This window comes from Nocardioides baculatus, assembly GCF_016735675.1.
In the GTDB taxonomy this organism is placed as follows: domain Bacteria; phylum Actinomycetota; class Actinomycetes; order Propionibacteriales; family Nocardioidaceae; genus Nocardioides; species Nocardioides baculatus.
The window spans coordinates 34,016-60,695 of record NZ_JAERSG010000008.1 but is presented as its reverse complement, the minus strand read 5'-3'; the positions used below and the strand labels follow the sequence as shown (position 1 = coordinate 60,695).

Annotated in this window: 30 protein-coding genes; 16 read left to right on the top strand and 14 right to left on the bottom strand. The window is 72.2% G+C overall.

The window, feature by feature from the left end:
• Window positions 1-4: 4 nt before the first annotated feature.
• From JI751_RS20170 to JI751_RS20155, 4 genes are all read right to left on the bottom strand, one after another.
• Window positions 5-2,683, bottom strand: coding sequence for an FAD/NAD(P)-binding protein (locus JI751_RS20170; protein ID WP_201940606.1), 2,679 nt, complete (start codon window positions 2,681-2,683; stop codon window positions 5-7).
• Window positions 2,684-2,785: 102 nt separating this feature from the next.
• Window positions 2,786-3,421 (bottom strand): DUF305 domain-containing protein, encoded by a 636-nt coding sequence (locus JI751_RS20165; RefSeq protein ID WP_236666635.1) that lies wholly within the window; start codon window positions 3,419-3,421, stop codon window positions 2,786-2,788.
• A gap of 72 nt (window positions 3,422-3,493) precedes the next feature.
• Window positions 3,494-3,874, bottom strand: coding sequence for a DUF6153 family protein (locus JI751_RS20160; RefSeq protein WP_201940605.1), 381 nt, complete (start codon window positions 3,872-3,874; stop codon window positions 3,494-3,496).
• Between the two features lie 9 nt (window positions 3,875-3,883).
• A complete protein-coding gene (locus JI751_RS20155; RefSeq protein ID WP_201940603.1) occupies window positions 3,884-4,486 on the bottom strand; it encodes a GNAT family N-acetyltransferase in 603 nt (200 codons plus the stop codon).
• Between the two features lie 30 nt (window positions 4,487-4,516).
• On the opposite strand from JI751_RS20155, the gene JI751_RS20150 reads away from it, so the two are divergent.
• Window positions 4,517-5,206: an aspartate/glutamate racemase family protein gene (locus JI751_RS20150; protein WP_201940601.1), complete on the top strand. Its 690-nt coding sequence runs from the start codon at window positions 4,517-4,519 to the stop codon at window positions 5,204-5,206.
• 10 nt (window positions 5,207-5,216) lie between these two features.
• Here the strand turns inward: JI751_RS20150 and JI751_RS20145 are convergent, their stop codons facing one another.
• From JI751_RS20145 to JI751_RS20135, 3 genes are read right to left on the bottom strand one after another with little or no spacing between them, the layout of a single operon-like run.
• Window positions 5,217-6,065: a phosphotransferase family protein gene (locus JI751_RS20145; protein WP_201940598.1), complete on the bottom strand. Its 849-nt coding sequence runs from the start codon at window positions 6,063-6,065 to the stop codon at window positions 5,217-5,219.
• Window positions 6,066-6,087: 22 nt separating this feature from the next.
• Window positions 6,088-7,128, bottom strand: a complete 1,041-nt coding sequence (locus tag JI751_RS20140) for a 1-aminocyclopropane-1-carboxylate deaminase (RefSeq protein ID WP_201940596.1) — start codon at window positions 7,126-7,128, stop codon at window positions 6,088-6,090.
• The gene (locus JI751_RS20135) at window positions 7,125-7,808 is read right to left on the bottom strand and encodes a GntR family transcriptional regulator (RefSeq protein WP_201940594.1); all 684 of its coding nucleotides are present in this window, start codon (window positions 7,806-7,808) and stop codon (window positions 7,125-7,127) included. Before JI751_RS20135 ends, JI751_RS20140 begins: the two co-directional genes overlap by 4 nt.
• Window positions 7,809-7,861: 53 nt before the next feature.
• On the opposite strand from JI751_RS20135, the gene JI751_RS20130 reads away from it, so the two are divergent.
• Genes JI751_RS20130 through JI751_RS20120 form a run of 3 tightly spaced genes read left to right on the top strand, consistent with a single transcriptional unit; the run spans window position 7,862 to window position 10,537 of the window.
• Window positions 7,862-8,785, top strand: coding sequence for a cation diffusion facilitator family transporter (locus JI751_RS20130; protein ID WP_307814417.1), 924 nt, complete (start codon window positions 7,862-7,864; stop codon window positions 8,783-8,785).
• 41 nt (window positions 8,786-8,826) lie between these two features.
• Window positions 8,827-9,849 (top strand): LLM class flavin-dependent oxidoreductase, encoded by a 1,023-nt coding sequence (locus tag JI751_RS20125; protein WP_201940592.1) that lies wholly within the window; start codon window positions 8,827-8,829, stop codon window positions 9,847-9,849.
• 37 nt (window positions 9,850-9,886) lie between these two features.
• Window positions 9,887-10,537, top strand: coding sequence for an NAD(P)-dependent oxidoreductase (locus JI751_RS20120; protein ID WP_201940590.1), 651 nt, complete (start codon window positions 9,887-9,889; stop codon window positions 10,535-10,537).
• 4 nt (window positions 10,538-10,541) lie between these two features.
• Here JI751_RS20120 and JI751_RS20115 read toward each other — a convergent pair whose 3' ends face one another.
• Window positions 10,542-11,528 carry an LLM class F420-dependent oxidoreductase gene (locus JI751_RS20115; RefSeq protein ID WP_201940588.1) on the bottom strand — a complete coding sequence of 329 codons (987 nt, stop codon included), beginning with the start codon at window positions 11,526-11,528 and terminating at the stop codon, window positions 10,542-10,544.
• Window positions 11,529-11,612: 84 nt separating this feature from the next.
• Here JI751_RS20115 and JI751_RS20110 point away from each other — a divergent pair, with 84 nt between their 5' ends.
• Entirely contained in the window at window positions 11,613-11,798 is a 186-nt protein-coding gene (locus JI751_RS20110) for a hypothetical protein (protein WP_201940586.1), read from the top strand.
• An 18-nt stretch (window positions 11,799-11,816) separates the two neighbouring features.
• Complete coding sequence (locus JI751_RS20105) at window positions 11,817-12,473, top strand: SDR family oxidoreductase (protein ID WP_201940585.1); 657 nt, start codon at window positions 11,817-11,819, stop codon at window positions 12,471-12,473.
• Window positions 12,474-12,476: 3 nt separating this feature from the next.
• Here JI751_RS20105 and JI751_RS20100 read toward each other — a convergent pair whose 3' ends face one another.
• The 3 genes from JI751_RS20100 to paaZ form a co-directional block, all read right to left on the bottom strand.
• Complete coding sequence (locus tag JI751_RS20100) at window positions 12,477-12,698, bottom strand: PLD nuclease N-terminal domain-containing protein (RefSeq protein ID WP_201940583.1); 222 nt, start codon at window positions 12,696-12,698, stop codon at window positions 12,477-12,479.
• A 21-nt stretch (window positions 12,699-12,719) separates the two neighbouring features.
• Window positions 12,720-13,034, bottom strand: a complete 315-nt coding sequence (locus JI751_RS20095) for a hypothetical protein (RefSeq protein ID WP_201940581.1) — start codon at window positions 13,032-13,034, stop codon at window positions 12,720-12,722.
• Between the two features lie 179 nt (window positions 13,035-13,213).
• On the bottom strand, window positions 13,214-15,256 hold the full coding sequence (gene paaZ, locus JI751_RS20090; protein WP_307814416.1) for a phenylacetic acid degradation bifunctional protein PaaZ: 2,043 nt from the start codon (window positions 15,254-15,256) through the stop codon (window positions 13,214-13,216).
• Window positions 15,257-15,357: 101 nt separating this feature from the next.
• Between paaZ and paaA the strand changes: the two genes are divergently transcribed.
• The 6 genes from paaA to paaI all read left to right on the top strand — a co-directional run bounded on the left by paaA (window position 15,358) and on the right by paaI (window position 19,679).
• Window positions 15,358-16,326 (top strand): 1,2-phenylacetyl-CoA epoxidase subunit PaaA, encoded by a 969-nt coding sequence (gene paaA, locus JI751_RS20085; RefSeq protein WP_201940579.1) that lies wholly within the window; start codon window positions 15,358-15,360, stop codon window positions 16,324-16,326.
• Complete coding sequence (gene paaB, locus JI751_RS20080; RefSeq protein WP_129477127.1) at window positions 16,323-16,685, top strand: 1,2-phenylacetyl-CoA epoxidase subunit PaaB; 363 nt, start codon at window positions 16,323-16,325, stop codon at window positions 16,683-16,685. The genes paaA and paaB overlap by 4 nt, the downstream gene beginning before the upstream one ends.
• A gap of 93 nt (window positions 16,686-16,778) precedes the next feature.
• Window positions 16,779-17,714, top strand: coding sequence for a 1,2-phenylacetyl-CoA epoxidase subunit PaaC (gene paaC / locus JI751_RS20075; protein ID WP_201940577.1), 936 nt, complete (start codon window positions 16,779-16,781; stop codon window positions 17,712-17,714).
• 5 nt (window positions 17,715-17,719) lie between these two features.
• Window positions 17,720-18,223, top strand: coding sequence for a 1,2-phenylacetyl-CoA epoxidase subunit PaaD (paaD, locus tag JI751_RS20070; RefSeq protein ID WP_201940781.1), 504 nt, complete (start codon window positions 17,720-17,722; stop codon window positions 18,221-18,223).
• Window positions 18,224-19,279 carry a 1,2-phenylacetyl-CoA epoxidase subunit PaaE gene (paaE, locus tag JI751_RS20065; RefSeq protein WP_307814414.1) on the top strand — a complete coding sequence of 352 codons (1,056 nt, stop codon included), beginning with the start codon at window positions 18,224-18,226 and terminating at the stop codon, window positions 19,277-19,279.
• On the top strand, window positions 19,272-19,679 hold the full coding sequence (gene paaI / locus JI751_RS20060; RefSeq protein WP_201940575.1) for a hydroxyphenylacetyl-CoA thioesterase PaaI: 408 nt from the start codon (window positions 19,272-19,274) through the stop codon (window positions 19,677-19,679). Before paaE ends, paaI begins: the two co-directional genes overlap by 8 nt.
• Here paaI and JI751_RS20055 read toward each other — a convergent pair.
• The gene (locus tag JI751_RS20055; RefSeq protein ID WP_201940573.1) at window positions 19,676-20,713 is read right to left on the bottom strand and encodes a hypothetical protein; all 1,038 of its coding nucleotides are present in this window, start codon (window positions 20,711-20,713) and stop codon (window positions 19,676-19,678) included. The two genes, paaI and JI751_RS20055, sit on opposite strands and share 4 nt — an antisense overlap.
• Window positions 20,714-20,774: 61 nt before the next feature.
• The gene (locus tag JI751_RS20050; RefSeq protein ID WP_201940571.1) at window positions 20,775-21,371 is read right to left on the bottom strand and encodes a TetR/AcrR family transcriptional regulator; all 597 of its coding nucleotides are present in this window, start codon (window positions 21,369-21,371) and stop codon (window positions 20,775-20,777) included.
• Window positions 21,372-21,413: 42 nt separating this feature from the next.
• Between JI751_RS20050 and paaK the strand changes: the two genes are divergently transcribed.
• The 4 genes from paaK (at window position 21,414) to JI751_RS20030 (ending at window position 26,186) form a co-directional block, all read left to right on the top strand.
• Window positions 21,414-22,721 carry a phenylacetate--CoA ligase PaaK gene (paaK, locus tag JI751_RS20045; RefSeq protein WP_307814413.1) on the top strand — a complete coding sequence of 436 codons (1,308 nt, stop codon included), beginning with the start codon at window positions 21,414-21,416 and terminating at the stop codon, window positions 22,719-22,721.
• Window positions 22,722-22,920: 199 nt separating this feature from the next.
• Window positions 22,921-25,041 carry a DEAD/DEAH box helicase gene (locus tag JI751_RS20040; protein ID WP_201940570.1) on the top strand — a complete coding sequence of 707 codons (2,121 nt, stop codon included), beginning with the start codon at window positions 22,921-22,923 and terminating at the stop codon, window positions 25,039-25,041.
• Between the two features lie 51 nt (window positions 25,042-25,092).
• The gene (locus JI751_RS20035; protein ID WP_201940568.1) at window positions 25,093-25,560 is read left to right on the top strand and encodes a DUF5709 domain-containing protein; all 468 of its coding nucleotides are present in this window, start codon (window positions 25,093-25,095) and stop codon (window positions 25,558-25,560) included.
• Window positions 25,560-26,186: a hypothetical protein gene (locus JI751_RS20030; RefSeq protein ID WP_201940566.1), complete on the top strand. Its 627-nt coding sequence runs from the start codon at window positions 25,560-25,562 to the stop codon at window positions 26,184-26,186. Before JI751_RS20035 ends, JI751_RS20030 begins: the two co-directional genes overlap by 1 nt.
• On the opposite strand, the gene JI751_RS20025 is transcribed toward JI751_RS20030, so the two are convergent.
• The gene (locus tag JI751_RS20025) at window positions 26,147-26,644 is read right to left on the bottom strand and encodes a cupin domain-containing protein (RefSeq protein ID WP_201940564.1); all 498 of its coding nucleotides are present in this window, start codon (window positions 26,642-26,644) and stop codon (window positions 26,147-26,149) included. The two genes, JI751_RS20030 and JI751_RS20025, sit on opposite strands and share 40 nt — an antisense overlap.
• Between the last annotated feature and the right edge of the window lie 36 nt (window positions 26,645-26,680).

Below are 26,680 nucleotides of genomic sequence, written 5' to 3'. Positions count from 1 at the left end.
TGGCTCAGCGACCCGCGGGCACACCGGCGACCACGGCCGCCCGACGACGGGCGTCGAGCGCCGAGGAGCGGCGGGAGAGCCGCTCGTCGAGCACCGCCGCGGCCTCCGCGTTGCGGTCGGCCATGGCGAGCGCGAAGACCAGGGTGTCCTCGACGACCTCGCGCTGCGCCTTGCTGCCGCCGAGCGGCGCCATCGTGGCGACGACCGAGGTGAGCGTCGCGGACGCGGCGTTCCAGCGCTCCTCGACCACCGAGACCAGGCCGGCGCACAGGGGCGCGACGACGTCGCGGAAGACGCGGTCCTCGTGCCGCGCCGACTCGTCGGCCAGGCGGGAGAGGGCGGCCGCATCGCCGTCGGCGGCGAGCAGGACAGCGCTGTGCATCGCCGCGAACGGCGTCGGGGGAGCGGTGAGCCACTCGGTCGGTGCCTGCGCGCGGACCTCACCGACCGGGAGGTCGTCGGTCCACGCGCCGGTGACGCGACCGCGCCACAGCAGCGCGCCGCTGTCGACCACCACCCGGCTCCCGCTGACGACGGAGGGCGCGAGCTCGCGGGCGTAGCGACGGCGTACGGCCTCCACGTCGTCCTGCATCAGCTCGTGGAGGGCCGCGTGCCAGGAGAAGTGCGAGCGGTGGTTGGCCTCGGGGCCGCGCGAGCGGATCCACTCGTCGAGCCAGGCCAGGCCCGCGACGTGGTCACCCGTCTCGTAGAAGACGTGCGCGCGGGCGTGGACCGCATGCCCGGAGGCGGGCTCGACCGAGAGGGCGTAGGACGCCAGCTCCTCGGCCTCGGCCCAGCGCTCCTGGTCCTGGCGGACGAACGCGAGCTGGCCGGCGTACCACCAGTCGTCGCCGTAGGAGCGGCCGAGCGACTCGACGAGCGCGGCGGTCTGGCTACCGCTGGTGAGGCCGCCGAAGGCCACCGTCGGCACGGCGACGCTGACGGCGAGGGCGTCGCGCGGGAAGAGGCGGACGTGGCGCAGCAGGGCTGCCGCGCCGGTGGCCTCGTCGGTGCGGAGGCGGGTGGTGACGGCGTCGAGGAAGGAGCTCTCGCGGTCGTCGAGGTGGCGCTCGGCGGCGGCCCGGTGGGCGGCGCGCAGCGAGGCCTGCCAGTGGTTGTTCGTCCCCCACTCGTGGCCCAGGAGGGCTAGCGCGGCGTGGGCCTGGACGAAGCCCTCGTCCTCGGCGACCGCAGCAGCAAGGCCGTCCTCGACACCGTCCTGGAGCCGCAGGAGCCGACCGAGCGCGGCGTTGTAGCGCTCGGCGGCGTCGGCGCTGGTGGACAGCGTGAGGCCGTAGGGGTCGACCGGCCGGCGCCGGGACTCGCCGTGCATCGAGCGGCTGACGACGCGCGCGACGTCATAGGCCTGCTCACGGATCTCCGGCATCGCGGTGGACTCCCACAGGTTGCCGCGGCGCAGCGAGCCGACGGCGAGGAAGGGGAGGTGCTCCGGCAGGGTGCCGAGGATCCGGCCGTCGTCGGCGGTGTCGATGCCGAGCCCGGCGGGGCCGGGGCGGACGAGTCCGGTCTGGGCGAGGCGCGTCATCAGCGGGTCGGCGGCGATGGAGCCGACCGGACCGGTGCAGTTGACGACGGCGGCGACGCGGAGCTCCGTGCCGTCGTCGAGGGTGACGTGGAGGGCGTGGTCGCCCGCACGGACGGCGGCGATGGTGCCGCGGTGGCGCTGGAGCCGGCCGGCGGTGGCGATCGCGTCGAAGCGGCGGGCGGTCGCCGGCGCCATCCGGTGGCGGTGCACGTCCCAGCTGCGGGCGTCCTCGGCGATGAAGCGCCGCTTGTCGGCCTCCGGCAGGCCGCGCCACAGCTGCGCGGTCACCGGGCGGAGCCCGTCGATGGCGGCGCGCCAGTCGCCGGTCGCCTCGACCGTGGTGTCGACGTGCGCGGCGATCGTGGACCGCAGCGCGTCGAGGTCCTGGATCCGGGTGACGCCGGGCGGCGGCGGCACCGGGGGAGTGGTGGGGAGGACGTGCGGGTGCGGCACCGCGTCGGTGCGCGAGACGACGTGGACCGTGCGGTCGGGCCGGTCGGCGCTGATCACGAGGTCGACCATCGTGAGGCCCGAGCCCAGCATCAGCACGTCGCCGACCTCGGGGATCGGCTGCGTCCACGGGTCGGCGATGAGCCGGGGGTCGTCCGCCAGCTCGGCCGGCGCCCAGCCGGTGCCCGGCTTGCTGCTCGTCGCGAGCACGACGGCCCGCGCCTCGATCCGGTCGCCGTCCGAGAGCTCGACGACGAAGCCGCCGCCGGCCTCGGAGATGTCGACGACCTCGGCCTGGCGGCGTACGAGCCGGGCGTTGCCGGGGAACTCGGTCGCCGTCGTGAGCAGGCTCTCGACGTAGCGGCCGAAGACGGCGCGCGGTGCGAACTCGTGCGGCTGGAACTTCGGGTCGTGGTGGTTGCGCAGCCAGCGCAGGAAGTGCTCGGGATCGCGCGGGAAGGCGGTCATGCCAGAGGCGGGGACGTTGAGGAGGTGACGGTCGTCCGTGGTGGAGTATGCCTGCCCGCGACCGGTCGTCGGCGCCGGGTCGACGAGCTCGACGCGGAAGCGCGAGGACAGGGCGGTCACCAGGTGGGTCGCGACCAGCGCACCGCCGGCGCCGGCGCCGACCACGACGACCCGACAGTCACCCTCGTTCGTCACCATGCCGTCGCTCCCGTCGCTCATTGTCCACTGACTTACTTGACTAACGTAGCAAGCAGGGCATCCCGGACGCGAGTCGGCGAACGGCGTGGCGCGGCACCTCCGCGCAGGTGCCGCGCCGCCGGTTCACTGGTCGAGCAGCTCCTCCATCCGGTCGATCTCGGCCGTCTGGCTGCTCTCGATCGAGTCGGCGAGCGCCACGGCGTCGTCGGCCAGGCCATCGGCCTGCTCGTCCTGCGCCATCTCGATCGCACCCTCGTGGTGCTCGACCATCATCTGCAACCACATCTGCTCGAAGGCGATGCCGGAGGCGTCCTCGAGCGCGGCGAGGTCGTCGGGGTCCATCCCCATCCCCGTTCCGCCGCCCGTGTCGTCGGACATGTCGCCCATGTCGTGGCTGTTCACGTGGTCACGCGAGGTCTCCGGGACGTCCTCGCCCCAGGCAGTCAGCCAGTCGGCCATCTGCTCGATCTCTGGTGCCTGCGCGGCGCGGATGTCCTCGGTGAGGTCGGTCATCTCGGGCGAGAGCTCGCGGCCCTGGGTCATGTCGACCATCACCAGGGCGTCGGCGTGGTGCGGGATCATCTCGGTCGCGAACGAGACGTCGGCGTCGTTGAAGCGGTCGCCGTTCGAGGCGGTGCGGACGGCGGCCGGCCGTTCGTCCGTCGTGTCATCGCCACAAGCCGCGAGGGTGGTGGCGAGGAGGAGTGGCAGCGCGGCAGCGGTTGCGAGGCGCGCTCGCATGGTGCGGTGTGCGGACATAGGTGTCTCCTTGTCGGTCGGTGTCCGTCTGGTGGTGGGTCGGTGCCTGCGTGTGCGCAGGCGCGACCCTCCTCAGCAGCGGAGGACCGACAAGGCGTGGAGGTCCGGTGGTGCGGGAGCCCGGACGACTCCCACGGCGCGCGACGCGACGGTGGTCGCCCGCGGCAGGAGCGCGAGCAGCCCGCGACCGGGACGGGCGAGGGCGAGCAGCGCGATCGCGGTCGTCGCCAGGGCAGCCATGCAGAGGCCGAGGACGGACATCGCGTGGTGGTCGCCGCCGTGCGCGGTCGGGGGCAGCGCGGAGCCCGCGGCCTCGCCGTGCGCGTCGAGCACATGGTGCGTCCCGTGCATCCCTGACGGGGAGGGTGGCTCTGCAGCCGCGGCATGGGTCGCGAGGCCGTGCATGGCGAACAGCGCCAGCAGGGCGGCCACCGCCCACCACGTCCGGATCACGGCCCCAGCCTAGGTCTGCCTCCTCATGATCACGCGCGGGAACCCGGCGGAGGTGGCGTCGGTGCGGGCCGCGAGCGTGAAGCCGGCCTGCTCGAAGACGGCACGCGTGCCGACGTAGGCCATGGTCAGGTCGACCTTCTCGCCCTGGTTGTCGACGGGGTAGCCCTCGACGACCGGCGCGCCCCGCTGGACGGCGTAGGCCACCGCGCCCTCGAGCAGGACGTGCGAGATCCCGCGACCGCGGTGGCCGGGGCGGACCCGGATGCACCAGACCGACCACGCGTCCTGGTCGTCGACGTGCGGGATCTTGGTGGAGCGGGCGAACGGCAGGTCGGCACGCGGCGCGACGGCTGCCCAGCCGACGACCTCGTCGCCGTCGTAGGCGAGCACGCCGGGCTTGGTCCGCTTGCGGGTCAGCGCCTCGACGAAGTCGGCACGGTCCTGCCCGGCCAGCTCGCGGTTGTCCCTGGCCGGGATCCGGTGGCTCAGGCACCAGCAGACGCTGGACGTGGGGTTCTTGGGGCCGACCATCGTGCGCACGTCGTCGAAGCGGGCGTGCGTGGCGGGGTGGACGACGATCCCGTCGGCGCGGGCGAGCGGAGTGGTGGCCATGCGGCCACGCTAGGGGTGTTGACTGACACCGTGCGTCGCATCGGACTGCTGGGCGGGATGAGCTGGGAGAGCACCGCGCTCTACTACCGCCTCCTCAACGAGGACGTCCGCGACCGGCTCGGCGGCTTCCACTCCGCCCGCCTGGTGCTGGCATCCGTCGACTTCGCCGAGGTCGAGGCGATGCAGGTCGCGGGGGACTGGGAGGCGGCCGGTCGGCTGCTGGCCGCTGAGGCGCGCGGGCTCCAGGCGGCCGGAGCCGAGTGCGTGGTGCTCTGCACCAACACCATGCACAAGGTCGCCGACGCGATCGAGGCCGCGGTCGACGTCCCGCTGCTCCATCTCGCCGACGTGACGGCCGACGCGGTCCGCGCGGCCGGTCTCGACCGGGTCGCCCTGCTCGGCACCCGCTTCACCATGGCGCAGCCGTTCTACGCCGACCGGCTCCGCTCGCACGGCATCGACGTGCTCGTGCCGGAGCGCGACGACCTGACGCTCGTGCACGACGTCATCTACGACGAGCTGGTGCTCGGCGTGGTGCGTGAGGAGTCCCGGTCGGCGTACGTCGACGTGGTGCGGCGGCTGGTCGGGCGGGGCGCGGGGGGAGTGGTCCTCGGCTGCACCGAGATCGAGCTGCTGATCGGCCCCGACGACGTCGAGGTCCCGGTCTTCGCGACCACCGCGCTGCACGCGCGGGCCGCGGTCGACTTCGCGCTCGGCTGAGCCCCGTCCCTCAGCCGATCCCCACGACGTGGTGCAGCCACGCGTCGAGCCGCGCGACCTGCTCGGGCTGCCGGAACATCTGCGGCTTGCCGGGCGGCGGGAGGTAGCCGACGGTGTCCATCACCAGCCAGAACGGGTGCATGGCTTCCGGCGCGTGGGCGGCGTACTCCTCCAGGAAGGCGACGGCCGGCTCGATGTCGATCATCACCGCAAGGTTGGAGGCGGCGTGGGCCGCGTCGAGCCACGCCGGGCCCGACGAGGTCTCCACCCAGTCGACGACGCCGCTGATCGCGCCGTCGGCCCAGAGCAGGTTGCGGTGGCCGAAGTCGCGGTGCAGGAAGGTCGGCCCGAAGTCCGGAGCCGTCCCGGCCAGCACCTCGAAGGCGCGCTCCCACGAGCCGGGGTGCTGCGTCCAGGTCGGCACGACCCACTTCGCCTCCCACGCCCACGACTGGTAGGTCCGGAACGGCTCGTCCGGGCGGAGCGCGTGGATGTCGGCGAGGAGCGCGGCCATCGCGGCGACGTCCGGGTCCTGCTCGGCCGGTCGCCCGGGGAGTCGCGACATCAGGTGGGCGGCCACGCCGCAGGCGCTCCCGTCGGCGTCGAGCGCGATGCTCGTCGGAGCCGGCACGCCCGTCCCGGCCAGGAAGAGCTGGGCCTCGTGCTCGCGGGTGGTGAGCTCCGCGCCGTGGGTGCGCCACGGCTCGTTGGTCATCAGCCGGAGCACCGTCGCGGCGCCGTCGTCGTGGGTCAGCGCGAGCATCCGCGACGTCATCCCGCCCTCGAGCCGCTCGTGGGAGACGACCGGTGACCCGACCTCCGAACCTGCCCAGGCGAGGGCGCCGTCGACGTCGATCACGGGGCGACGCTAGCGCCTCCGCTCAGCCCTGCGCGGGCCAGAGGGAGTGGTAGGCGTTGATCGCCGGCTGGCCTCCGAGGTGGGCGTACAGGACGTGCGAGTCGCGCGGGATGTCACCGTCCTTGACGAGGTCGACGAGCCCGGCGAGCGACTTCCCCTCGTAGACCGGGTCGGTGATCATCGCCTCGAGCTGCGCGCCGAGCGCCATCGCCTCCATCGTCGACTCGACCGGCACGCCGTAGAGGTCGCCGGCCCAGCCCTCGAGCACGGTGACCTCGTCGTCGCGCAGGTCGCGGCCGAGCTCGATCAGCTCCGCGGTGTGGCGGGCGATCCGCTCGACCTGGTCGCGGGTCTTGTCCAGGGTGGCGCTCGCGTCGATGCCGATCACCCGACGGCGTACGCCGGTGAGGTCCTCGAGTGCCGCGAAGCCGGCGATCATCCCGGCGTGCGTCGACCCGGTCACGGTGCACACGACGATCGTGTCGAAGGTGATGCCGAGCGCCTTCTCCTGCTCGGCGACCTCGAAGGCCCAGTTGGCGAAGCCGAGGCCGCCGAGGCGGTGCTCGCTCGCGCCCGCCGGGATGGCGTACGGCGTACCGCCGGCCTCCTCGACCTCGCGGATCGCGTCCTTCCACGAGTCGCGGATCCCGATGTCGAAGCCGTGCGGGTCCAGGCGCGAGTCGGCGCCCATCATCCGGCTCAGCAGGATGTTGCCGACCTGGGTGTTGGTCGGGTCGTCCCACGGCACCCACTTCTCCTGCACCAGGCGGCACTTCATGCCGAGGTGCGCGGCGACCGCGGCCACCTGCCGGGTGTGGTTGGACTGGTAGCCGCCGATCGAGACGAGCGTGTCGGCGCCGCTGGCGAGGGCGTCGGGGACGATGTACTCCAGCTTGCGGACCTTGTTGCCGCCATAGGCCAGGCCGCTGTTGACGTCCTCGCGCTTGGCCCAGACCTCCGCGCCGCCACCCTGGTCCCTGAGGTGCTGCGTGAGCCGCTTCAGGTGCTGGACGGGCGAGGGGCCGAAGGTGAGCGGGTGGCGCTCGAACTGGTCGAGGATCACGGGGTCTCCTGCTGAGGGGTGGCGGGCTGGTCGGGGATCAGGTCGGCAAGGTTCTGCCAGGTGCGGAAGGCGACGTCGGCCGCGGCGTCGGCGTCGCCGGACGCGCAGGCGGCCACGAGCCGGTCGTGGAGGTCCACGGAGTCGGCGGCCGCCAGGGAGGCGAAGCGGAGCCGCTCGAGGCGGCGGACCACCGGACCGAACTGGTCGAGCACCGTCGCGACCGCGCGGTTGGCGCTGGCGTCGACGGCGACCGCGTGGAAGTCGTCGTCGGCGGCGAGCGCCGCGTCCGTGTCCTGAGCGTCGACGGCGGTCGCGAAGCGCTCGTTGGCGGCGTGCATCCGCGCCAGGTCGTCGGCGGTGAGGCGGGCGACGGCCTCGGCCACCGCCAGCCGGTGCATGCTCGCGACGACTGCGTGCGCCTCGCGGACCTCGGCGAGGTCGATCTCGGCGACGACGGTCGAGCGCCCGGGGGCCGCGCGCACGAGGCCGGTCCCGCCGAGCCGCAGCAGCGCCTCGCGCACCGGCGTACGACTGACGCCGAGCCAGGTCGCGAGCTCGGTGTCGCGGACGACCTCGCCCGGCGCGAGCGTGCCGTCGACGATCGCGTCGCGGAGCCGGTCGTGGACGCTGTCGCGCAGCAACTCCGTACGCAGGGGAGCGGCGGCGGTGGGGATCGGCATGCAATATATTGCACATCGCGCGGGCGCGTCGCGTCAAGTGGCAGGCTGGGCCGGTGCTGACCGTCATCATCGCGCTGGCCGCGAACACCACCCTCGCGATCCTCAAGAGCATCGTCGCGGTCCTCACCGGCTCCGCGTCGATGGTCGCCGAGGCGGCGCACTCCTGGGCCGACGCCGGCAACGAGGTCTTCCTCGTGATCGCCGAGCGCCGCGCGGAGAAGCCGGCCGACGCCACCCACCCGCTCGGGTTCGGCCGGGAGGCCTACGTCTGGTCGATGATCGCGGCGTTCGGCCTCTTCGGTGTCGGTGCCGGCGTGTCGGTGTGGCACGGCATCACCTCGCTCACGGCCGAGGAGGCCGAGGCCGACTACCTCTACGCCTACCTGGTGCTCGGAGCCGCCTTCGTGCTCGAGAGCATCTCCTTCTTCCAGGCGCGCCGGGAGGTGCGACGCGGCGCCCGCAAGGCCGATGTCAGTCGCGTGACCTTCCTCGACAAGACGTCCAACCCCACGCTGCGCGCGGTCTTCTTCGAGGACGCCGCCGCGCTCGTCGGCATCGTGATCGCGGTGACCGGGCTCGTGCTCCACCAGGTCACCCACCAGCCCGTGTGGGACGCGATCGGGTCGATCCTCGTCGGCCTGCTGCTCGGCTTCGTCGCGCTCTACCTCCTGCGCCGCAACATGGACTTCCTCGTCGGCCAGGTCGCCGATCCGCGGATCCGCGAGACCGTCCTCGGCTGGCTGCGCGAGCGCCCCGAGGTGGAGACCGTCAGCACCCTCCACCTGGAGTACGTCGGTCCCGGCAAGATCTTCCTCGTCGGCTCGGTCGACCTGGCCGGCGACGGCTCCGAGAGCGAGGCCGCCGAGGAGCTGCAACGGCTGGAGGACCACCTCGAGGAGCGCCCCGAGATCGCGCGCGCCGTGCTGTCGCTGGCCGCGCCGGGGCGTGTGCCGACGACCGGCGACGGGTTCCAGTGAGCTGACGGGAACATCCAGAGTGGTTGAGCGTTGAACCAGATATGAAGAAGATCGGTTTCCTCAACTTCGGCCACTGGACGGACTCGCCGCAGTCCGCGGTCCGGTCCGCCTCCGACACGCTGCTGCAGTCGATCGACCTCGCGGTCGCGGCCGAGGAGCTCGGCGCCGACGGTGCGTACTTCCGCGTGCACCACTTCGCGCGCCAGCTCGCCTCGCCGTTCCCGCTGCTCGCCGCGGTCGGAGCGCGCACCAGCCGGATCGAGATCGGCACCGGCGTGATCGACATGCGCTACGAGAACCCGCTCTACATGGCGGAGGACGCCGGCGCGGCCGACCTCATCTCGGGTGGCCGGCTCCAGCTCGGCATCAGCCGGGGATCACCGGAGCAGGTCATCGACGGGTGGCGCTACTTCGGCTACGCGCCCGCCGAGGGCGAGGACCAGGCCGACATGGCCCGCCGCCACACCGAGGTCTTCCTCCAGGTGCTGGAGGGCGAGGGCTTCGCCGAGCCCAACCCGCGCCCGATGTTCCCCAACCCGCCCGGCCTGCTGCGCCCCGAGCCGCACTCGCCCGGCCTGCGCGACCGGATCTGGTGGGGAGCGGCGTCCGACGCGACCGCCCGCTGGACCGCCGAGAAGGGGATGCACCTGATGTCGTCGACCCTCAAGGCCGACGAGACCGGCGAGCCGTTCCACGTCCAGCAGCGCAAGCAGATCGAGGTCTACCGCGACGCGTGGAAGGCCGCCGGCCACGCGGGCGAGCCGCGCGTCTCGGTCAGCCGGTCGATCATGCCGATCACCACCGACCTCGACCGGATGTACTTCGGCCGCGAGGGGACGAGCCAGGACCAGTTCGGCCAGATCGAGGCCAACCTGCGCGCGGTCTTCGGCAAGACGTACGCCGCCGAGCCGGAGATCCTGGTCAAGGAGCTCGCCGACGACGAGGCGATCGCCGCTGCCGACACCCTGCTGCTGACGGTGCCCAACCAGCTCGGCGTGGACTACAACGCCCACCTGCTCGAGACCCTGCTCACCGAGGTCGCCCCCGACCTCGGATGGCGCTGAACCCACTCACGGCCCACTGAAGAAGGAAGCACACCTGATGGCACGCATCACTGTTCTCGGCGGCAACGGCTACGCAGGCGCGGCGGTGGTCGCCGAGGCGACCGCCCGCGGTCACGAGGTCACCTCGGTGAGCCGCTCGGCCGCGACTGACCCGGTCGACGGCGCGACCTACGTCGAGGGCTCCGTCCTCGACGCCCCGGTGCTCGACGCGGCTCTCGACGGCGCCGACGTGGTCGTCGTCGCCCTGTCCCCGCGCGGCGACATGGCCGGCAAGGTCGAAGGGGTCGTCGAGGACCTGATCGCCCGGCTGGCCGGTACGCCGACCCGCGTCGGTTATGTCGGTGGCGCCTCGTCGCTGCTCACCGAGGAGGGCGGCCCGACCCTGTGGGACGTCAGCAAGGAGCACGTCCCCGACGACGTACGCCCCGAGATCGAGACCGGGCTGACCGCCCTCGAGATGTTCCGGCAGAGCCCCGAGTCGCTCGACTGGTTCTACGTGAGCCCGCCGCAGGACTTCGGCTCGTGGCTCGGCACCGCGTCGAAGGGCACCTACACCCGCGGCGGCGACGTCCTCCTCACGGACGCCGACGGCGCCTCGACGATCTCGGCCGACGACCTCGCCCTCGCGATCCTCGACGAGATCGAGACCCCGGGCGACCGCCGCGCGCGGTTCACCGCGATCGCCTGAGCCGTCAGGGGGCGGCGGCCCGCAGCTTCTCCAGCAGCGGGCCGGCCGCCTCACTCAGGAAGCGGTCCTGGCCCTCGTCGCCGATCTGCACCAGGGCGACGTCGGTGAAGCCCGCCTCCCAGTAGGCCGAGACCGCCTCGACGACCTTGTCGAGGTCGGGGCCGCACGGGATCGACTCGGCGACGTCCTCCGGTCGGACGTACGTCGTCGCGCCGGCGAAGCCGGCCGGGGTGGGCAGGTCGGCGTTGACCGACCAGCCGCCGCCGAACCAGCGGAACTGCTCGTGCGCCCGCGCGACCGCGGTCTCCTCGTCGGGGTCCCAGCAGATGGGGATCTGGCCGATGGCGCGGGCGTCGCCGCCGATGCGCGGTGCGTCCTCGACGGAGTTCCAGGACTCGATGATCTCGGCCTTCGGCTCGACGGCGACGAGGTGGTCGGCGAGCGGTGCGAACCGGGCGATCGCGCGGTCGCCGGCGACCGCCACGCCGATGTCCACGCCCTCGTCGGGCAGGTCCCAGATGCGCGCGGAGTCGACCTGGAAGAAGTCGCCGCGGTGGTCGACGAGCTCGCCGGTGTGCAGCGCGCGGATCACCTCGATCGCCTCCGCCAGCAGGTCCTGCCGCTCCGCGATCGCGGGCCAGCCCTCGCCGACGACGTGCTCGTTGAGGTTCTCGCCGCTGCCCAGGCCGAGGGTGAAGCGGCCCTCGGCCAGGATCTGCAGCGTCGCGGCCTTCTGGGCCACCACAGCCGGGTGGTAGCGCAGCGTCGGGCAGGTCACGTAGGTCATCAGCCCCACGCGCTCGGTCGCCTGCGCGACGGCACCGAGCGTCGTCCAGGCGTAGGGCGCGTGTCCCTGCTCGGTGAGCCAGGGGGAGAAGTGATCGCTCATCACCTCGAAGTCGAAGCCGACCCGTTCGGCCTCGACGGCGTACGTCACCAGCTCCCGCGGGCCGCTCTGCTCGGTCATCAAGGTGTACCCGAAACGCGTCATGCCGCGACGGTAGCCAGCGTGCCGGGGCGAGCCACCACCCATCGAGGTGGGCAGTCTCAGGTGCACGGTGCTTGTGTGGGGAGCATGGACAGCAACGAAGGTGGACAGGTATCCGAGCTCGCCCCCGAGGGCGACGAGCCCGAGGAGATCAGTGCAGGCGACTCGGTCGCCGGACAGCCCGACCAGGAGTCCGGCGACGTGCAGGAGGGTGCCCAGGGCCCCAACGCGATCCCCGAGGACCCGACCGGCAAGCAGCCGCACCAGCCGTGACGCGGTAGAACTGGGGCCATGAGTAAACCCGTCATCGTGATCATCGGAGCCGGCCCCGGCGTCAGCGGGTCGGTGGCCCGTCGCTTCGCGGACGAGGGGTACGACGTCGCGCTGCTGGGCGCCGACCAGCAGGTCATCGACGACCTGGTGCCCGACCTCGAGGCGCGGGGCGCGACCGTCGGCCACACCGTCGCCGACGTCACCGACGAGCAGGCCGCCCGCGACGCCGTACGCCGCTTCGGTGAGCACACCGGTCACATCGACGTCCTGCACTTCAACCCCAGCGCCTTCCGCGAGAAGGACCCGCTGAGCCTGACGGTGCCGGAGCTGCTCGAGGACGTCGCGCTCGGCGTCGGCGCGCTGCTCACCGTCGTGCAGGCCGCGCGGCCCTACATGTCGGCGGGCGGACGGATCAGCGTCACCGGCAGCATGGCCGCGGACCAGCCGTGGGAGAAGGCGGCCTCGCTCGGGGTGCAGAAGGCCGGGGTCCGCAACCTCGTGCACAGCCTCGACAAGACGCTGGCGCCCGACGGTATCCGCGCGGTGTCGGTCACGGTCCGCGGGACGCTGTCGCGCGAGGACGCCTTCACGCCCGACCGGGTCGCCGACGCCCTGTGGGCCGCGATCACGACCGACGAGTCGCACTGGCGCACCGAGGTGCCGTACTCCGGCTGAGGGTCAGCGCTTGCGGCCCCACACCAGGTAGGCGATCGGGCCGACCGGCTGCACCGAGAGCACCGGTCCCCAGAGGACCTTCGGCCCGCGGACCAGCTCCTTCGGCCTGTGCTTGAGGTCGCGTGCGCACCAGGTCGTCAGTGCCATCTCGGCGATCCCCACGGCGACGACGACCTTCTTCTGCGTGGGGGTCATGTCGGACCAGGACTTTTTCTTCGACGCCATGGCGCCACCGTATCGAGCGCGTCAGGCGCCGCCGGCGTCGAGCCCGTTCAGCAGGAACCAGAAGACCACCAGCCCGACGAACAGGCCGAGCAGTCCCCACCACACGCCCGTGAGGGCGCGCCGTCCGGTGCTCGCTCCCTCCCGGGCCAGTCCCGGCAGTGCGATCGCGAGCGCGGCACCGATCACTGCCATGGCGAGCAGCGCGACCGGGATGATCCAGTTCTCCGTGCCGTCACCGTCGCCGGTGTCGGCGAAGTAGGCCACCACCGGCAGCGTGAGCAGGCCGAGCACCACCAGGACGACGATCCCGACGACACGCTGGGCTGACCTGGTCACGGCGACACGGTAGCGCCCGGCGGAGCGGTGGTGGAACCACATTTCTCGAGGCGCGAAGGTGGCTGGACCACCGCCCACCGGCGTGTCCTGCGCGACTCTCCGGGCCAGCGGTGGCCCAGCGACATTCCGGGCTCCTCGAATGTGGGTGGACCACCGCTCGGCGAGGAGCCCAGACGCGCTCAGGCCTCCTTGGCGACCAGCGTCAGCACGTCGTACGTCGCCACCGGCTCGCCGTCGCCGTTGACGACCAGCGCGTCCCAGCGAACCTCGCCGTAGTCGGCGGTCGCGCGGGGGGTCATCTGCTTGACGGTGAGCGTCACCTGGATCGAGTCGCCGGCCTTCACGGGAGTGAGGAAGCGCAGGTTGTCGACGCCGAAGTTGGCGAGCACCGGGCCCGGCGCGGGGTCGACGAAGAGGCCGGCGGCCATCGACACGATGAGGTAGCCGTGTGCGACGATCCCGCCGAAGAGCTCGTTCTGCGCGGCGGCCTCGGGGTCGGTGTGGGCGTAGAACGTGTCGCCGGTGAACTCGGAGAAGTGGTCGATGTCGTCGAGCGAGATCACGCGCGGCTCGGACACGATCGTGTCGCCGACCGCGAGCGTCGCGAGCGAGTGCCGGAAGGGGTGCTCGGGCGTCACCGTGCGCTGCGAGCCGCGGGTCCAGCGTCCGGTGATCGCGGTGAGCATGTCGGGCGAGCCCTGGATGGCGGTGCGCTGCATGTGGTGCAGCACGCCGCGCACGCCGCCGAGCTCCTCGCCGCCGCCGGCCCGGCCCGGCCCGCCGTGCACGAGCATCGGCAGGGGAGACCCGTGACCGGTCGACTCGGGTGCGTCGTCGCGGTCGAGGACCAGGATGCGGCCGTGCCACGGCGCGAGGCCGAGGACGAGGGTGCGGGCGACGGCGGGGTCGTGGGTGACGACCGAGCCGACGAGCGAGCCCTTGCCGCGCGCGGCCAGGGTCACGGCCTCGTCGAGGGAGTCGTAGGACATCACGGTCGACACCGGGCCGAAGGGCTCGACGTCGTGGGGCTCGACCGCTCCGGCGCGGGCCCTGAGCAGCACCGGCGACATGAAGGCGCCGCGCTCTCCGTCACCGGCGAAGCCCGAGGTCGCGGTCGGGTCTCCGAGCACGACGTCGGCGGACGACCGCAGCGCCTCGACGGCCTTGCGGACCTCCTCGCGCTGGCCGAGCGAGGCGAGCGGGCCCATCCGGACCGACTCGTCGGCGGGGTTGCCGACGGTGATGGACGAGAGCCTGGCAGCGATCGCGTCGGTCATCTCGTCGGCGACGGCCGAGGGGACGATGACGCGGCGGATCGCCGTGCACTTCTGGCCGGCCTTGGCGGTCATCTCGGTGACGACGCCCGTGACGAAGAGGTCCCACTCGGGGTCGCTCGACGTCACGTCAGGGCCGAGGACCGAGCAGTTGAGGGAGTCGGCCTCGACCTGCAGCGTCACGCCGCCGTGCAGGACCGACGGGTGCTGGCGCAGGATCCCGGCGGTGTGGGCCGAGCCGGTGAAGGCCACCGAGTCCTGCACGCCGAGGTGGTCGAGCAGGTCGCCGGCCGACCCCGACAGCAGCTGGAGCGAGCCCTCCGGCAGGATCCCGGACTCGATGATCCGCCGGACGACGAGCTCGGTGAGGTAGGCGGTCTGGCTGGCGGGCTTCACCAGCGACGGCAGCCCGGCGACGAACGCCGGCGCGAGCTTCTCGAGCATGCCCCAGACGGGGAAGTTGAAGGCGTTGATCTGCACCGCGACACCGGGCCGCGAGGTGTAGACGTGCTGGCCCATGAAGACACCGGTGCGACCGAGCTGCTCGAGGTCGCCGTCGCAGGCGACGATGTCGTTGGGCAGCTCGCGGCGGCTCTTGGAGGAGTAGCTGAAGACGGTGCCGAAGCCGCCGTCGATGTCGATCCACGAGTCGCGGCGGGTGGCGCCGGTGGCCAGCGACAGCTCGTAGAACTCGTCCTTGAGGCCGGTGAGGTGCGTGGCCAGGTCCTTGAGCAGCAGAGCGCGCTCGTGGAAGGTCAGCTCGCGGATCGCGGGACCCCCGACCGTACGCGCGTGGTGGGCCATCGCGCCGAGGTCGAGACCGGCACTCGAGATGCGCGCGACCTCCTCGCCCGTGGCGGCGTCCAGCAGCGGGTCGCCCTCCACCCCGCCCTGGCTGGAGGCGGCGTACCAGCGGCCGGCGGCGTAGCTCTCGAGCAGTCGGCTCACGGGGTTCCTCCAGTGACGGGGTCGCGGATTGCGTGGCAGGGTGACTGGTGACACACTAATACCAGACCGATCGGTCAGTAAATGTGGCGGAAGGGTTGCTGATGACGCTCACCGAGGCCGCGCCCGACGAGGCGCTCGAGGCCCACTTCGAGGCGACGATCGCGCGCAACGACCGGATCGAGCCGCGTGACTGGATGCCCGAGGGCTATCGCAAGACCCTCGTGCGGCAGATCGCCCAGCACGCGCACAGCGAGATCATCGGCATGCAGCCCGAGGGCAACTGGATCACCCGCGCCCCGAGCCTGCGCCGCAAGGCGATCCTGCTGGCCAAGGTGCAGGACGAGGCGGGCCACGGGCTCTACCTCTACTCCGCCGCCGAGACGCTCGGCGTCTCCCGGCTCGAGCTGACCGAGATGCTGATCTCCGGACGCCAGAAGTACTCCTCGATCTTCAACTACCCGACGCTGTCCTACGCCGACGTCGGCGCCATCGGCTGGCTGGTCGACGGCGCCGCGATCTGCAACCAGGTGCCGCTGTGCCGCACCTCCTACGGCCCCTACGGCCGCGCCATGATCCGGGTCTGCAAGGAGGAGTCCTTCCACCAGCGGCAGGGCTACGAGCTGCTGACCACGATGATGCGCGGCACCGACGAGCAGCGCGCGATGGTGCAGGAGTCGATCGACCGGTTCTGGTGGCCGGCGCTGATGATGTTCGGCCCGCCCGACGCCGACTCGCCCAACACCGCGCAGTCGATGGCGTGGGGGATCAAGCGCAACACCAACGACGAGCTGCGCCAGAAGTTCGTCGACATGTCCGTCCCGCAGGCCGAGGCGCTCGGCGTGACGCTGCCCGACCCGGAGCTCGTCTGGAACGAGGAGCGCGGCCACCACGACTTCGGCCAGCCGGACTGGGAGGAGTTCATGCAGGGGGTGAAGGGCAACGGCCCCTGCAACGCCCAGCGGATGGCCCACCGCCGCCGCGCCCACGAGGACGGCGCCTGGGTGCGCGAGGCCGCGACGGCGTACGCCGCGAAGCAGAGGGCGGCCAAGCAAGGGGAGACCAGCGCATGAGCAACCTGTCCGCCGAGGGCGGCCACGGCGCCGTGCCGCTCGAGGGTGTCCCGACCGGCCAGGGAGTGCCGGCGCCTGAGCCCGAGTGGCCGCTCTACGAGGTGTTCGTCCGCGGCAAGCGCGGGCTCAACCACGTGCACGTCGGCTCGCTGCACGCCGCCGACGACCGGATGGCCCTGCTGCACGCCCGCGACGTCTACACCCGCCGCAACGAGGGCGTCAGCATCTGGGTCGTCCGCGCCGACGCGATCACCGCGTCGAGCCCCGACGAGAAGGACCCGATGTTCGCGCCGAGCGGCGACAAGGTCTACCGGCACCCGACCTTCTACGACATCCCCGACAACGTCCCCCACATGTGAACCACCCCACGACGTTCCTCTTCCCCCGCTGCGCTCCTCCAGGACAACGCCGCGGGGACCCCGGTCCCTCCATCAGTCGGACGAGAGAACCTGATGCCTGACATTCACACTTCTGCGGAGGACGAGCACGAGTCCGCCTACAGCGGCCTGCTCGTCAACGACGCCCACTGGGCCTTCGGCACCGACTTCGAGGACCCGCTCGCGGGCGTCGACACGACGATCCCCGACGGCGTCGACGCGGCCACCCTGGCGACGTACGCCCTGATGCTGGGCGACGACTCGCTGGTCATGTCCCACCGGATCGGGGAGTGGACCAGCAACGCCCCCGACCTCGAGGACGACATCGCGCTGTCCAACATCGCGCTCGACCTGCTCGGCCAGGCGCGGCTGCTGCTCGCGCGGGCGGCCAAGGCCGACGACGCCGTCGTGCCGACGCTGCCCGAGGGCTCGCCGGCTCCGCCGGAGGACGCACTGGCCTACTTCCGCGAGGCGCCCGACTTCCGCAACGTCCGCCTCGCCGAGCTCGTCAACGGCGACTTCGCCGAGGCGACGGTGCGGGTGCTGCTGTTCTCGGTGTGGCGCCTCGCCGTCTTCGAGCGGCTGCGCGAGAGCCGCGACCACGTGCTGTCGGCCGTCGCCGCCAAGGGCGTCAAGGAGCTGGCCTACCACCGCGACTACGCCGCACGGTGGTTCGTCACCCTGGCCCAGGGGACCGACGAGTCGCGCAGGCGGCTCATCACGGCGTACGACGCGCTGTGGCCGCTGTGGCCGGAGCTGTTCGACACCCACCCGGTCGAGGCGGCCGCCGCTGAGGCCGGCGTCGGGGTCGATCCGGCGACCGTGCGCGAGGCAGCCGAGACCGTCCTCGACCAGGTCCTGGCCGCCGCCGACGTCGAGCGCTCCGAGGCGCCGCGACGCTCCGGCGTGCTCGGCAGGACCGGTCGCGACGGCATGCACGGCGAGCCCCTGAGCCGGATGCTCGCCGAGATGCAGTCCGTCGCCCGGGCGCACCCGAGGGGGCAGTGGTGAGGCTGATGAGCCGTACGACGGAGCGCGCGCGTCGCGTCGCCGAGCGGGTCACCGACCCCGAGCTGCCGATGCTGTCGCTGGCCGACCTCGGCGTGCTGCGCGACGTCGACGTCGTGGGCGACTCCCACGTGGTCGTCGACATCACCCCGACCTACTCCGGCTGCCCCGCGATGGCAGCGATGCGTGACGACCTCGTGCACGAGCTGACCTCGGCGGGTTTCGACAGGGTCGAGGTGCGGGTCAGCCTGCACCCGGCCTGGACGACCGACTGGATCACCCCGGCAGGTCGCGCCGCGCTCGCCGCAGCCGGCATCTCCCCGCCCGGCCCGGCGCCGTCCACCAGCGGTCCCATCCCGCTGTCGCTGCTGCCGACGGCGCGGCAGGTCCGCTGCCCGCAGTGCGGCTCGCCCGCCACCGAGCTGGTCTCGGAGTTCGGCTCGACGGCCTGCAAGGCGCAGTACCGCTGCACCGAGTGCCTCGAGCCGTTCGACCACGTCAAGGAGATCTGAGTGGCCACGACGTTCCACCCGCTGACCGTGCGGGCGGTCGAGCCGCTCACCGACGACTCGGCCGCCGTCACGTTCGACGTGCCCGACGACCTCCGCGAGCTCTTCGACTTCGAGCCGGGGGAGTCGCTCACCCTGCGGCGGGTCGTCGACGGCGTCGAGCACCGCCGGACCTACTCCATCTGCGCGCCCGCCGGTGCCGCACCGCGCATCGGCGTGCGCGAGATCCCCGACGGGATGTTCTCGTCGTGGCTGATCCACCAGGTCGCGCCGGGGGAGACCGTCGAGGTCGCCGAGCCGTCGGGCAGCTTCCGCGCCGACCCGTCCAGCGCCGGCCGCCACCTCTGCATCGCAGCCGGCTCCGGCATCACGCCGATGCTGTCGATCGCCGCCTCGGTCCTGGCCAACCCGGCGAGCTCGGTGACGATGCTCTACGGCAACCGCGAGACGACATCGGTGATGTTCGCCGAGGAGCTCAGCGACCTCAAGAACCTCCACGGACCGCGCTTCGACCTGGTCCACGTGCTCTCGCGCGAGCCGCGCGACGTGGAGCTGTTCTCGGGGCGTCTCGACGCCGACAAGCTGCGCCGGCTGCTGCCGGTCAAGGTGCCGATCGGGTCGATCGACCACGTGTGGCTGTGCGGTCCGCTCGGCCTCGTCCAGGACGCCCGTACGGTCCTCGAGGAGCTCGGCGTGCCGCAGGAGAAGGTGCACTTCGAGCTGTTCTTCGTCGACGAGCCGCCGCCGACGCTGCGCCACGCCGACCGGGTGGTCGAGGGCGTGACGAGCGACGTCACCGTCGTCCTCGACGGGCGTACGACGACCACCCCGATGGCCCGGGACACGACGGTCCTCGACTCGGCCCAGGCGGTGCGCAGCGACCTGCCGTTCGCCTGCAAGGGCGGGGTGTGCGGCACCTGTCGCGCGAAGGTCGTCGACGGCGAGGTGGAGATGGTGCGCAACTACGCCCTCGAGCCGGCCGAGGTCGAGCAGCAGTTCGTGCTGACCTGCCAGACCTACCCGGTCAGCGACGCGGTGACGGTCGACTTCGATGCCTGACGCGGCGCGCACGATGTGGGCCGCCGACGCGGCCAGCGCAGCCCTCGGCATGGAGCTGGTCGACGTCGGGCCGGGCACGGCGCGCGTGTCGATGGTCGTCCGCGCCGACATGGTCAACGGTCACGACCTGTGCCACGGCGGCATCGTCGCGGCCCTCGCCGACTCGGCGTTCGCGCTGGCGTGCAACTCGCACGGACCGGTGACCGTTGCCGCCGGTTTCGCCGTCGACTTCCTCGCGCCCGGCCGGCTCGGCCAGGTGCTGCACGCCGACGCGCGCGAGGTGTCGCGGCGCGGCCGGTCCGGCGTCTACGACGTGACGGTGCGCGTCGACGACCCGGACGACGGCGAGGTCATCGCCGAGTTCCGCGGCCGCAGCCGGACGCTCGCCTCCCGCGTCTAGCGCCTGAGCCGTGCGGTCGCCCGCACACCCTGCAAGCCGTGCTGGGCCGGAACGATCACGCGGTACTTCCCGCGCCTCAGGTCGATCCTGATCCGGTCCCGCGGGCCGAGTGTCTGCGTGCGCTTGACCGTGCGCCACTTCTTGCCGGCCTTGCGCTGGATCTTCAGCTGGTAGTTGGACTGCTCGAGGTCGGGCCCGACGTCGATGCGCAGCCGGGACTTCTTCCTCCCGGCCTTCAGCGCGAGGGTGATGCGTGGCTGCTCGGCCGGTGGCGGGGTGACGACCGGCGGCACCGGCGGCACCGGCGGGGCGACGACCTGCACCTGCTTGCAGCCGAGGCTCTGGTCGCTGCCGACGCCCTGGTCGATGGCCGTGACGCACACGCGGACGTCGCCCCCGGGGGACGGGACGGTGCCGTTGAACATCACCGGGAAGTCCTCGAAGCCCGGTCCCCTTTGGTCGGCGACGAGCGTGCCCGCGTAGGCGTCGTTGGTGGTGACCACGACCCGGGTCTTGTCGGGAGCCGAGTACTCGAAGGCGAACCCGGTGACGGAGACCTGGCCGGGAGCGGACGACGAGGCCGAGGTGAAGTCGCCACCCGGGTTGGGGCTGTCGATCTGCACCGAGGTTCCGTTGATGAGCAGCACCGGGTCGCCCTCGGGCCCTACCGCATTGAGTGCGTAGAGGTAGATCGGCTGGTTGCCGAACTTCGCGACCTCCACGGTCCGGTCGAAGCCCGTGTTCGGCCCAGCGCCGGGGTAGCTGGACGGGACGTCCGGACGGGGCTCGTTCGCCAGCCCCAGGTCGATGAACTGGGCATTGGGGTCGTTCCAGGTCCCGCCGACGTAGAGGTGCAGCGGCACCGGCGCCGAGCCGTCGTCGAGGTCGTAGATCCACCCCTTGACGTGGAGCAGGCCGGCGGCCGGCGAGGACCCCGTGTCGTCGACGTAGCCGTTGAACCCCGCGGCCTGCGCCGGCCCTCCGACGACCACCAGTCCGGCCACCGCAAGCGCCAGCCCCACGAGCGCGCGCACGCCACGCATCATCGTTCCCCCTCGTCGACCCGTGCCGAGCGCACGGTGCAGCGGCAGGAGTCTAGGCGGAGCCCCCGACCAGCCCGTCGAAGGCCAGCGTCGTCACCGTGTCGGCGATCGACTCCACGTCACCGTCGTCGCGCAGCCACTCGGTCATCGAGTTCACCATCCCGAAGAGCAGGCGGCTGGTCAGGAGCGGGTCGAGGTCCGCGCGGATGGAGCCGGCCTCGGCGGCGGCGCGCACCATCGCCGCCAGGCGGTCGTCGATCTCGCGACGTCGCCGGAGGGCCGCCGCCTCGGCAGGGGTGTTGCCCCGCACCCGGAGCAGCAGGGTGACCGCCGGGAGGTGCTCGACGAGCACGACGACGCTGCCGCGGACCGCTGCCCGCAGCCGCTCGCCGGAGTCGAGGCCGGGCGTCGCGGCCACCTCGTCGAGCGAGGCGGTGAGGGCGTCGAGGGCCTCGTCGATCGCGCTCTCGAGCAGGTGCTCCTTGCTCGGCACGTGGTGGTAGATCGCCGACTTGGTGAGGCCCAGCTCGCGAGCCAGGTCGCCCATGCTCGTGGCGTCGTAGCCTTGCCGGTTGAAGAGCCCGATGGCGACCCGCAGCACCGACTGCTGGTCGTGGCCCGGCCGGCCGCGCCGCGCGCGCTCTGACATGGATGAACGTTCTCACGACCGACCGACCGCCCGGAGGACCCCGTGCACGACCTGAGCCCGCAGCCCGGCGACCTCGACCCGATCGAGACCGCACCCGTCGAGGAGCTGCGGGCCCTCCAGCTCGAGCGGCTCCAGTGGTCGGTGCGCCACGCCTACGACCACGTCGCGCACTACCGCGCCGCCTTCGACGAGGCGGGCGTCGGCCCCGACGACATCCGCACGCTCGACGACCTGGCGCGACTGCCGTTCACCACCAAGGCGACGCTGCGCGACAACTACCCGTTCGGGATGTTCGCGGTGCCCCGCGAGGACGTCGTACGCCTCCACGCGTCGAGCGGCACCACCGGCAAGCCGACCGTGGTCGGCTACACCCGCGACGACCTCGACATGTGGGCCGACGTCGTCGCGCGCTCGATCCGCGCCGCCGGCGGCCGCAGGGGGATGGTGCTGCACAACGCCTACGGCTACGGGCTCTTCACCGGTGGCCTCGGCGCGCACGCGGGCGCCGAGCGCCTCGGCTGCACCGTCGTACCCGTGTCCGGTGGCATGACGCAGCGGCAGGTCCAGCTGATCCTCGACTTCGAGCCCGACGTGATCATGGTGACGCCGTCCTACATGCTCGCGATCATCGACGAGCTCGAGGCGCAGGGCGTCGACCCGCGGACGACCTCGCTCAAGGTCGGCATCTTCGGCGCCGAGCCGTGGACCAACGACATGCGTCGCGAGGTCGAGGAGCGGATGGACATGCACGCCGTCGACATCTACGGCCTCTCCGAGGTGATCGGGCCCGGCGTCGCCAGCGAGTGCGTGGAGACCAAGGACGGGCTGCATGTGTGGGAGGACCACTTCTTCCCGGAGGTCATCGACCCGGTGACGGGCGAGGTGCTGCCCGACGGCGAGGAGGGCGAGCTGGTGTTCACCACGCTGACCAAGCAGGCGATGCCGGTCATCCGCTACCGCACCCGCGACCTGACCCGGCTCTCGCCCGGCACCGCCCGCGCCATGCGCCGGATGGAGAAGATCACCGGTCGCACGGACGACATGATCATCCTGCGCGGGGTCAACCTCTTCCCGACCCAGATCGAGGAGATCGTCCTCGGCCTGCCCGCGCTGTCGCCGCACTTCCAGTGCCACCTCGACCGCCCGGGCAACCTCGACGAGCTCACCGTGCGGGTCGAGCGCCGCGAGCACACCAGCGACGAGGAGGCGTACGCCGCCCGCGACGAGCTGCGCCAGCGGATCAAGCACCGGATCGGGGTCAGCGTCGCGGTGGACGTGGTCGACGTCGCGTCGATCGAGCGCTCGGTCGGCAAGATGAAGCGCATCGTCGACCACCGCCCGGCGCGCTGACCTGCCGGATATTTACCGCCTGACGCCGTGCGCGGGCTAGAGTGGAACCAGCGTGCAGACGCCGTGCCCCACTGATCAGCCATGATCCACCGGCCACCGCGCACCTGGCGCCCGCTCCACACCTCACGCCGCGGCGTGCAGGCCGAGGCCCGACCGGCTCGCCTGCTCCGTGCCGCGTCTGCAGTCCCGGGAGGACACCTTGGCCCAGCGCCAGCGTCAACGTGGCTCACGCCGCACCCCTGCGCACGCCCGCCACAAGGACAACGAGGGCATCGTCCCCGTCCTGGCGCGAGCCGTCCGCGAGCTCGAGTCCGCCGTGCAGCGCGGCCCGCTCGCGCCCGGCCAGCGGGTGCGCTTCCAGGTGGTCGCCCTCCTGGTCCGCGAGCACCGCGGCGACGTCCGCGCGTCGACCGAGCTGACCGATGCGCAGAAGGCCGACGAGCTCAAGCGCCTCGACGGCATCGCGACGATCCTCGCCAAGACCGCGACGCGCGACCCCTCCCTCTTCGGCCTGTTGTCCGAGGACTCCGTCATCACCGCCAGCGCCCGCGAGCTGCGCCTCGAGATGCTCCGCAAGGCCGGCATCGAGGCCGCTCCCGAGGAGCCCAAGCCCGACGACGAGTCCGGCCCCGGTCTCGGCGAGCGTCGCGTGATCCCGCAGTCCGTCGCGCAGCACCAGCTGGCCAACCCGTTCCTCGTCCCCGACTTCGAGATCGGCCGCGAGCGTCGTCGTACGCACGGCCGGCTCTCGACGTGGGAGCTGCTCGGCCCGCTCTTCCGCTCCTTCGAGCTCGGCGGCGCGTCGTCCTGCATGGACCTGCCCGAGCCGACCTCGCTCGCCGCGCCCGGCAAGCTCGAGCTGATGCCCCACCAGGCCGCGATGATCGCCTCCGCGGCCGAGGGCCACCGCACCTTCCTCCTCGCCGACGAGCCCGGCCTCGGCAAGACCGCGCAGGCACTGCTCGCCGCGCAGGCCGCCAACGCGTTCCCGCTGCTCGTCGTGTGCCCCAACGTCGTCAAGACCAACTGGGCCCGCGAGACCGAGCGCTGGACGCCGCGCCGCACCGCGACCGTCATCCACGGTGACGGTGGCCAGGTGGACGCGTTCGCCGACGTCATCATCGTCAACTACGAGATCCTCGACCGGCACGTCGGCTGGCTCGGCAGCTTCGGCTTCAAGGGGATGGTCGTCGACGAGGCGCACTTCATCAAGAACAAGACCTCGCAGCGCTCGCGCCACGTCCTCGAGCTGTCCGAGCGGCTGCGCGCCCGCACCGCCCGGCCGCTGCTGATGGCGCTCACCGGCACCCCGCTGATCAACGACATCGAGGACTTCCGCGCGATCTGGCAGTTCCTCGGCTGGATCGACGACACGGCCCCGATGGCGCGGCTGATGGAGGCGCTCGAGGAGACCGACCTGACGCCGGCCGACCACGCCTTCTACCCCGCGGCCCGCAAGGCCGTCATCGACCAGGGCATCGTGCGCCGTCGCAAGGTCGACGTCGCTGCCGACATCCCCGCCCGTCGCATCGCCGACATCCCGGTGGAGCTCGACGACGAGGACGCCCGCTCGATCAAGGCGGCCGAGAAGGAGCTCGCCCGGCGGCTCGTCGAGCGCTACACGGCAGCGCTCGAGACCCGACGTACGGGCTCCGTCGTCGAGGGCATCGACCACGAGCTCGTACGCCGTGTGGCGACGTGGGAGCGCGAGGAGATGGACAAGGGCACGTCGGGGGAGAACGTCTTCTCGATGTTCCGCCGCATCGGTCGCGCCAAGGCCGGCCTGTCCGCCGACTACGCCGCGCAGCTCGCGCGCAACGTCGGCAAGGTCGTCTTCTTCGCCCGCCACGTCGACGTGATGGACATCGCCGAGGAGACCTTCACCCGCCGCGGGCTCAAGCACACCTCGATCCGCGGCGACCAGACGCCGAAGGCCCGCGAGAAGGCGATCCACGCCTTCGTCAACGACCCCGACGTCCAGGTCATCGTCTGCTCGCTGGCGGCGGCCGGCGTCGGCGTGAACCTCCAGGTGGCGTCCAACGTCGTGCTGTCCGAGCTCTCGTGGACCGACGCCGAGCAGACCCAGGCGATCGACCGCGTGCACCGCATCGGCCAGAGCGACCCGGTCACGGCCTGGCGGATCATCGCCGCGCAGACGATCGACACCCGGATCGCCGAGCTGATCGACTCCAAGGCCGGCCTCGCCGCCCGCGCGCTCGACGGCTCCGACGAGGAGGTCTCGTCGTCGGCCAACATCCAGACCGAGGCGCTCGTCGCGCTGCTGACGGATGCGCTGGAGCGCAAGCTCGGACTCGTCTGACCCACCCGTTCGGCCCTTGTCCGGCGCAGGTGCGTCGGACAGGGTGGGTGCATGACTGAGGATCGCGAGACCTACGGCGACATGTCCGTCGACGACGAGGACCAGCTCCAGCCGGGCGACACGCTGGACGACGGCGACCTCGAGGACGTGCTCGACCGCGGCTACTCACCGCCGGACCGCGCCCCCAAGGGCTATGACGACTACCCGACCGAGGCGGAGCGCCTCCAGGGGGAGTCCCTCGACGAGAAGCTCGCCGAGGAGGAGCCCGACATCGACCCCTACGCCGAGGACGACGACGACTCCGACCACGAGGACGAGAACGCCCTCGACGACCAGCTCGGTCTCGACGAGGCCGACGCGCGCACCGGCCGCCTCGTCCAGCCCGACTCCGGGCTGGGGGAGGACATCGACAAGCAGGAGATCGCCTCCGACGTCGGCATCGACGGCGCCGGGGCCTCCGCGGAGGAGGCGGCGATGCACGTCACCCGCGAGCCCGACCCGGAGCCCTACGAGGGCTGATGGGCTTCTCCGGCCACCTGGTCGTCACCCGGTCGCCGCTGCCCGAGGGCACCTATCCGGCGGAGGACGTCGAGGCCGTGCCGGGTCAGTGGGTCGATGGCGTCCACGTGACGCGCGTCTTCGAGCGGCTCGGTGACGACTGGGCGCCGTTCGAGGTCTTCGTCGGCCGGCTGGCCCAGGCCGTCCCGGACGGTTTCCTCAGCGCCTCGATCCTGGACAGCGACGGCGCGGTCGTCCACGTCGCCGTTCCGCACGTCGGCATCGACCGGTGCTGGCTGAACCTCGACGGGGTGGTGAGCCACTTCGTCGTCGGACCTCCGCCGTTCGACGAGGACGGCGCCATGCTGCCCGACGACGAGATCGAGGTGCTCGACGCCCAGACGGAGCGCGAGACGGTCGAGTACACGGCGCGGTTGCGCGAGGTGGCACTCGCGGGGGATGCAGCCGCCGAGGCGTGTCGCACCTGGGCGACGGCGTCAGGCCTCGAGCCGGCGCCTGTGGACGTGGTGCGGGAGGCGATCGAGGCGCGCGACGTCGTCGTCGAGGAGACCTTCGACCGGCTCCTCGGGGCGCTCGGCGTCGCCGCTCACTCGGGGATGCCGGGGCCGACGACCTCGAGCCCGTAGCGCGGTCCGACCTCCGCCCACTTGGGCAGCTCGACCTCGGGCGGCTGTCCGTCCTCACCGGGCAGGCGTCGCTCCGCCGCCGGGATGCCCACCTCGTCGTACAGCCCCATGAGCCCGCCCGGTGCGGTGAAGGCGACGAAGCGCGCGGGAGAGGTGCCGCGGATCCGGAACGCGTGCGGCACCGACTGCGGCAGGTAGATGAAGCAGCCGTCGTCGAGCTCGTACGTCTCCTCGCCCGCGCGGTAGGAGACCCGGCCCTCGAGCACGAGGAACGCCTCGGCCTCGTGGGTGTGTCGGTGCAGTGGCGTCGCGACGCCCGGCGGCTGGGTCACGAGCGAGACACCGACCCTGCCGTCGCTCTCGTCGGCCGTGACCAGGTGCTCGAAGAGCGAGCCCATCGCCCAGGTGGCCGGCCGGTGCTCGGGGCGCCGCACCACGACGCCGTTCGACTCACCCATGACGCGTCCTCATTTCACCCGAATCGACATCGGATG

Coding starts and splice junctions, on each gene's coding strand:
- paaC (WP_201940577.1), top strand. CDS start 16,779: ATGCCTGACATTCACACTTCTGCGGAGGACGAGCACGAGTCCGCCTAC.
- JI751_RS20170 (WP_201940606.1), bottom strand. CDS start 2,683: ATGAGCGACGGGAGCGACGGCATGGTGACGAACGAGGGTGACTGTCGG.
- JI751_RS20105 (WP_201940585.1), top strand. CDS start 11,817: ATGAGTAAACCCGTCATCGTGATCATCGGAGCCGGCCCCGGCGTCAGC.
- JI751_RS20035 (WP_201940568.1), top strand. CDS start 25,093: ATGACTGAGGATCGCGAGACCTACGGCGACATGTCCGTCGACGACGAG.
- JI751_RS20025 (WP_201940564.1), bottom strand. CDS start 26,644: ATGGGTGAGTCGAACGGCGTCGTGGTGCGGCGCCCCGAGCACCGGCCG.
- JI751_RS20125 (WP_201940592.1), top strand. CDS start 8,827: ATGAAGAAGATCGGTTTCCTCAACTTCGGCCACTGGACGGACTCGCCG.
- JI751_RS20100 (WP_201940583.1), bottom strand. CDS start 12,698: ATGGCGTCGAAGAAAAAGTCCTGGTCCGACATGACCCCCACGCAGAAG.
- JI751_RS20135 (WP_201940594.1), bottom strand. CDS start 7,808: ATGCCGATCCCCACCGCCGCCGCTCCCCTGCGTACGGAGTTGCTGCGC.
- JI751_RS20155 (WP_201940603.1), bottom strand. CDS start 4,486: ATGGCCACCACTCCGCTCGCCCGCGCCGACGGGATCGTCGTCCACCCC.
- paaD (WP_201940781.1), top strand. CDS start 17,720: ATGAGCCGTACGACGGAGCGCGCGCGTCGCGTCGCCGAGCGGGTCACC.
- JI751_RS20030 (WP_201940566.1), top strand. CDS start 25,560: ATGGGCTTCTCCGGCCACCTGGTCGTCACCCGGTCGCCGCTGCCCGAG.
- JI751_RS20165 (WP_236666635.1), bottom strand. CDS start 3,421: ATGTCCGCACACCGCACCATGCGAGCGCGCCTCGCAACCGCTGCCGCG.
- paaA (WP_201940579.1), top strand. CDS start 15,358: ATGACGCTCACCGAGGCCGCGCCCGACGAGGCGCTCGAGGCCCACTTC.
- JI751_RS20115 (WP_201940588.1), bottom strand. CDS start 11,528: ATGACGCGTTTCGGGTACACCTTGATGACCGAGCAGAGCGGCCCGCGG.
- JI751_RS20120 (WP_201940590.1), top strand. CDS start 9,887: ATGGCACGCATCACTGTTCTCGGCGGCAACGGCTACGCAGGCGCGGCG.
- JI751_RS20050 (WP_201940571.1), bottom strand. CDS start 21,371: ATGTCAGAGCGCGCGCGGCGCGGCCGGCCGGGCCACGACCAGCAGTCG.
- paaB (WP_129477127.1), top strand. CDS start 16,323: ATGAGCAACCTGTCCGCCGAGGGCGGCCACGGCGCCGTGCCGCTCGAG.
- paaI (WP_201940575.1), top strand. CDS start 19,272: ATGCCTGACGCGGCGCGCACGATGTGGGCCGCCGACGCGGCCAGCGCA.
- JI751_RS20110 (WP_201940586.1), top strand. CDS start 11,613: ATGGACAGCAACGAAGGTGGACAGGTATCCGAGCTCGCCCCCGAGGGC.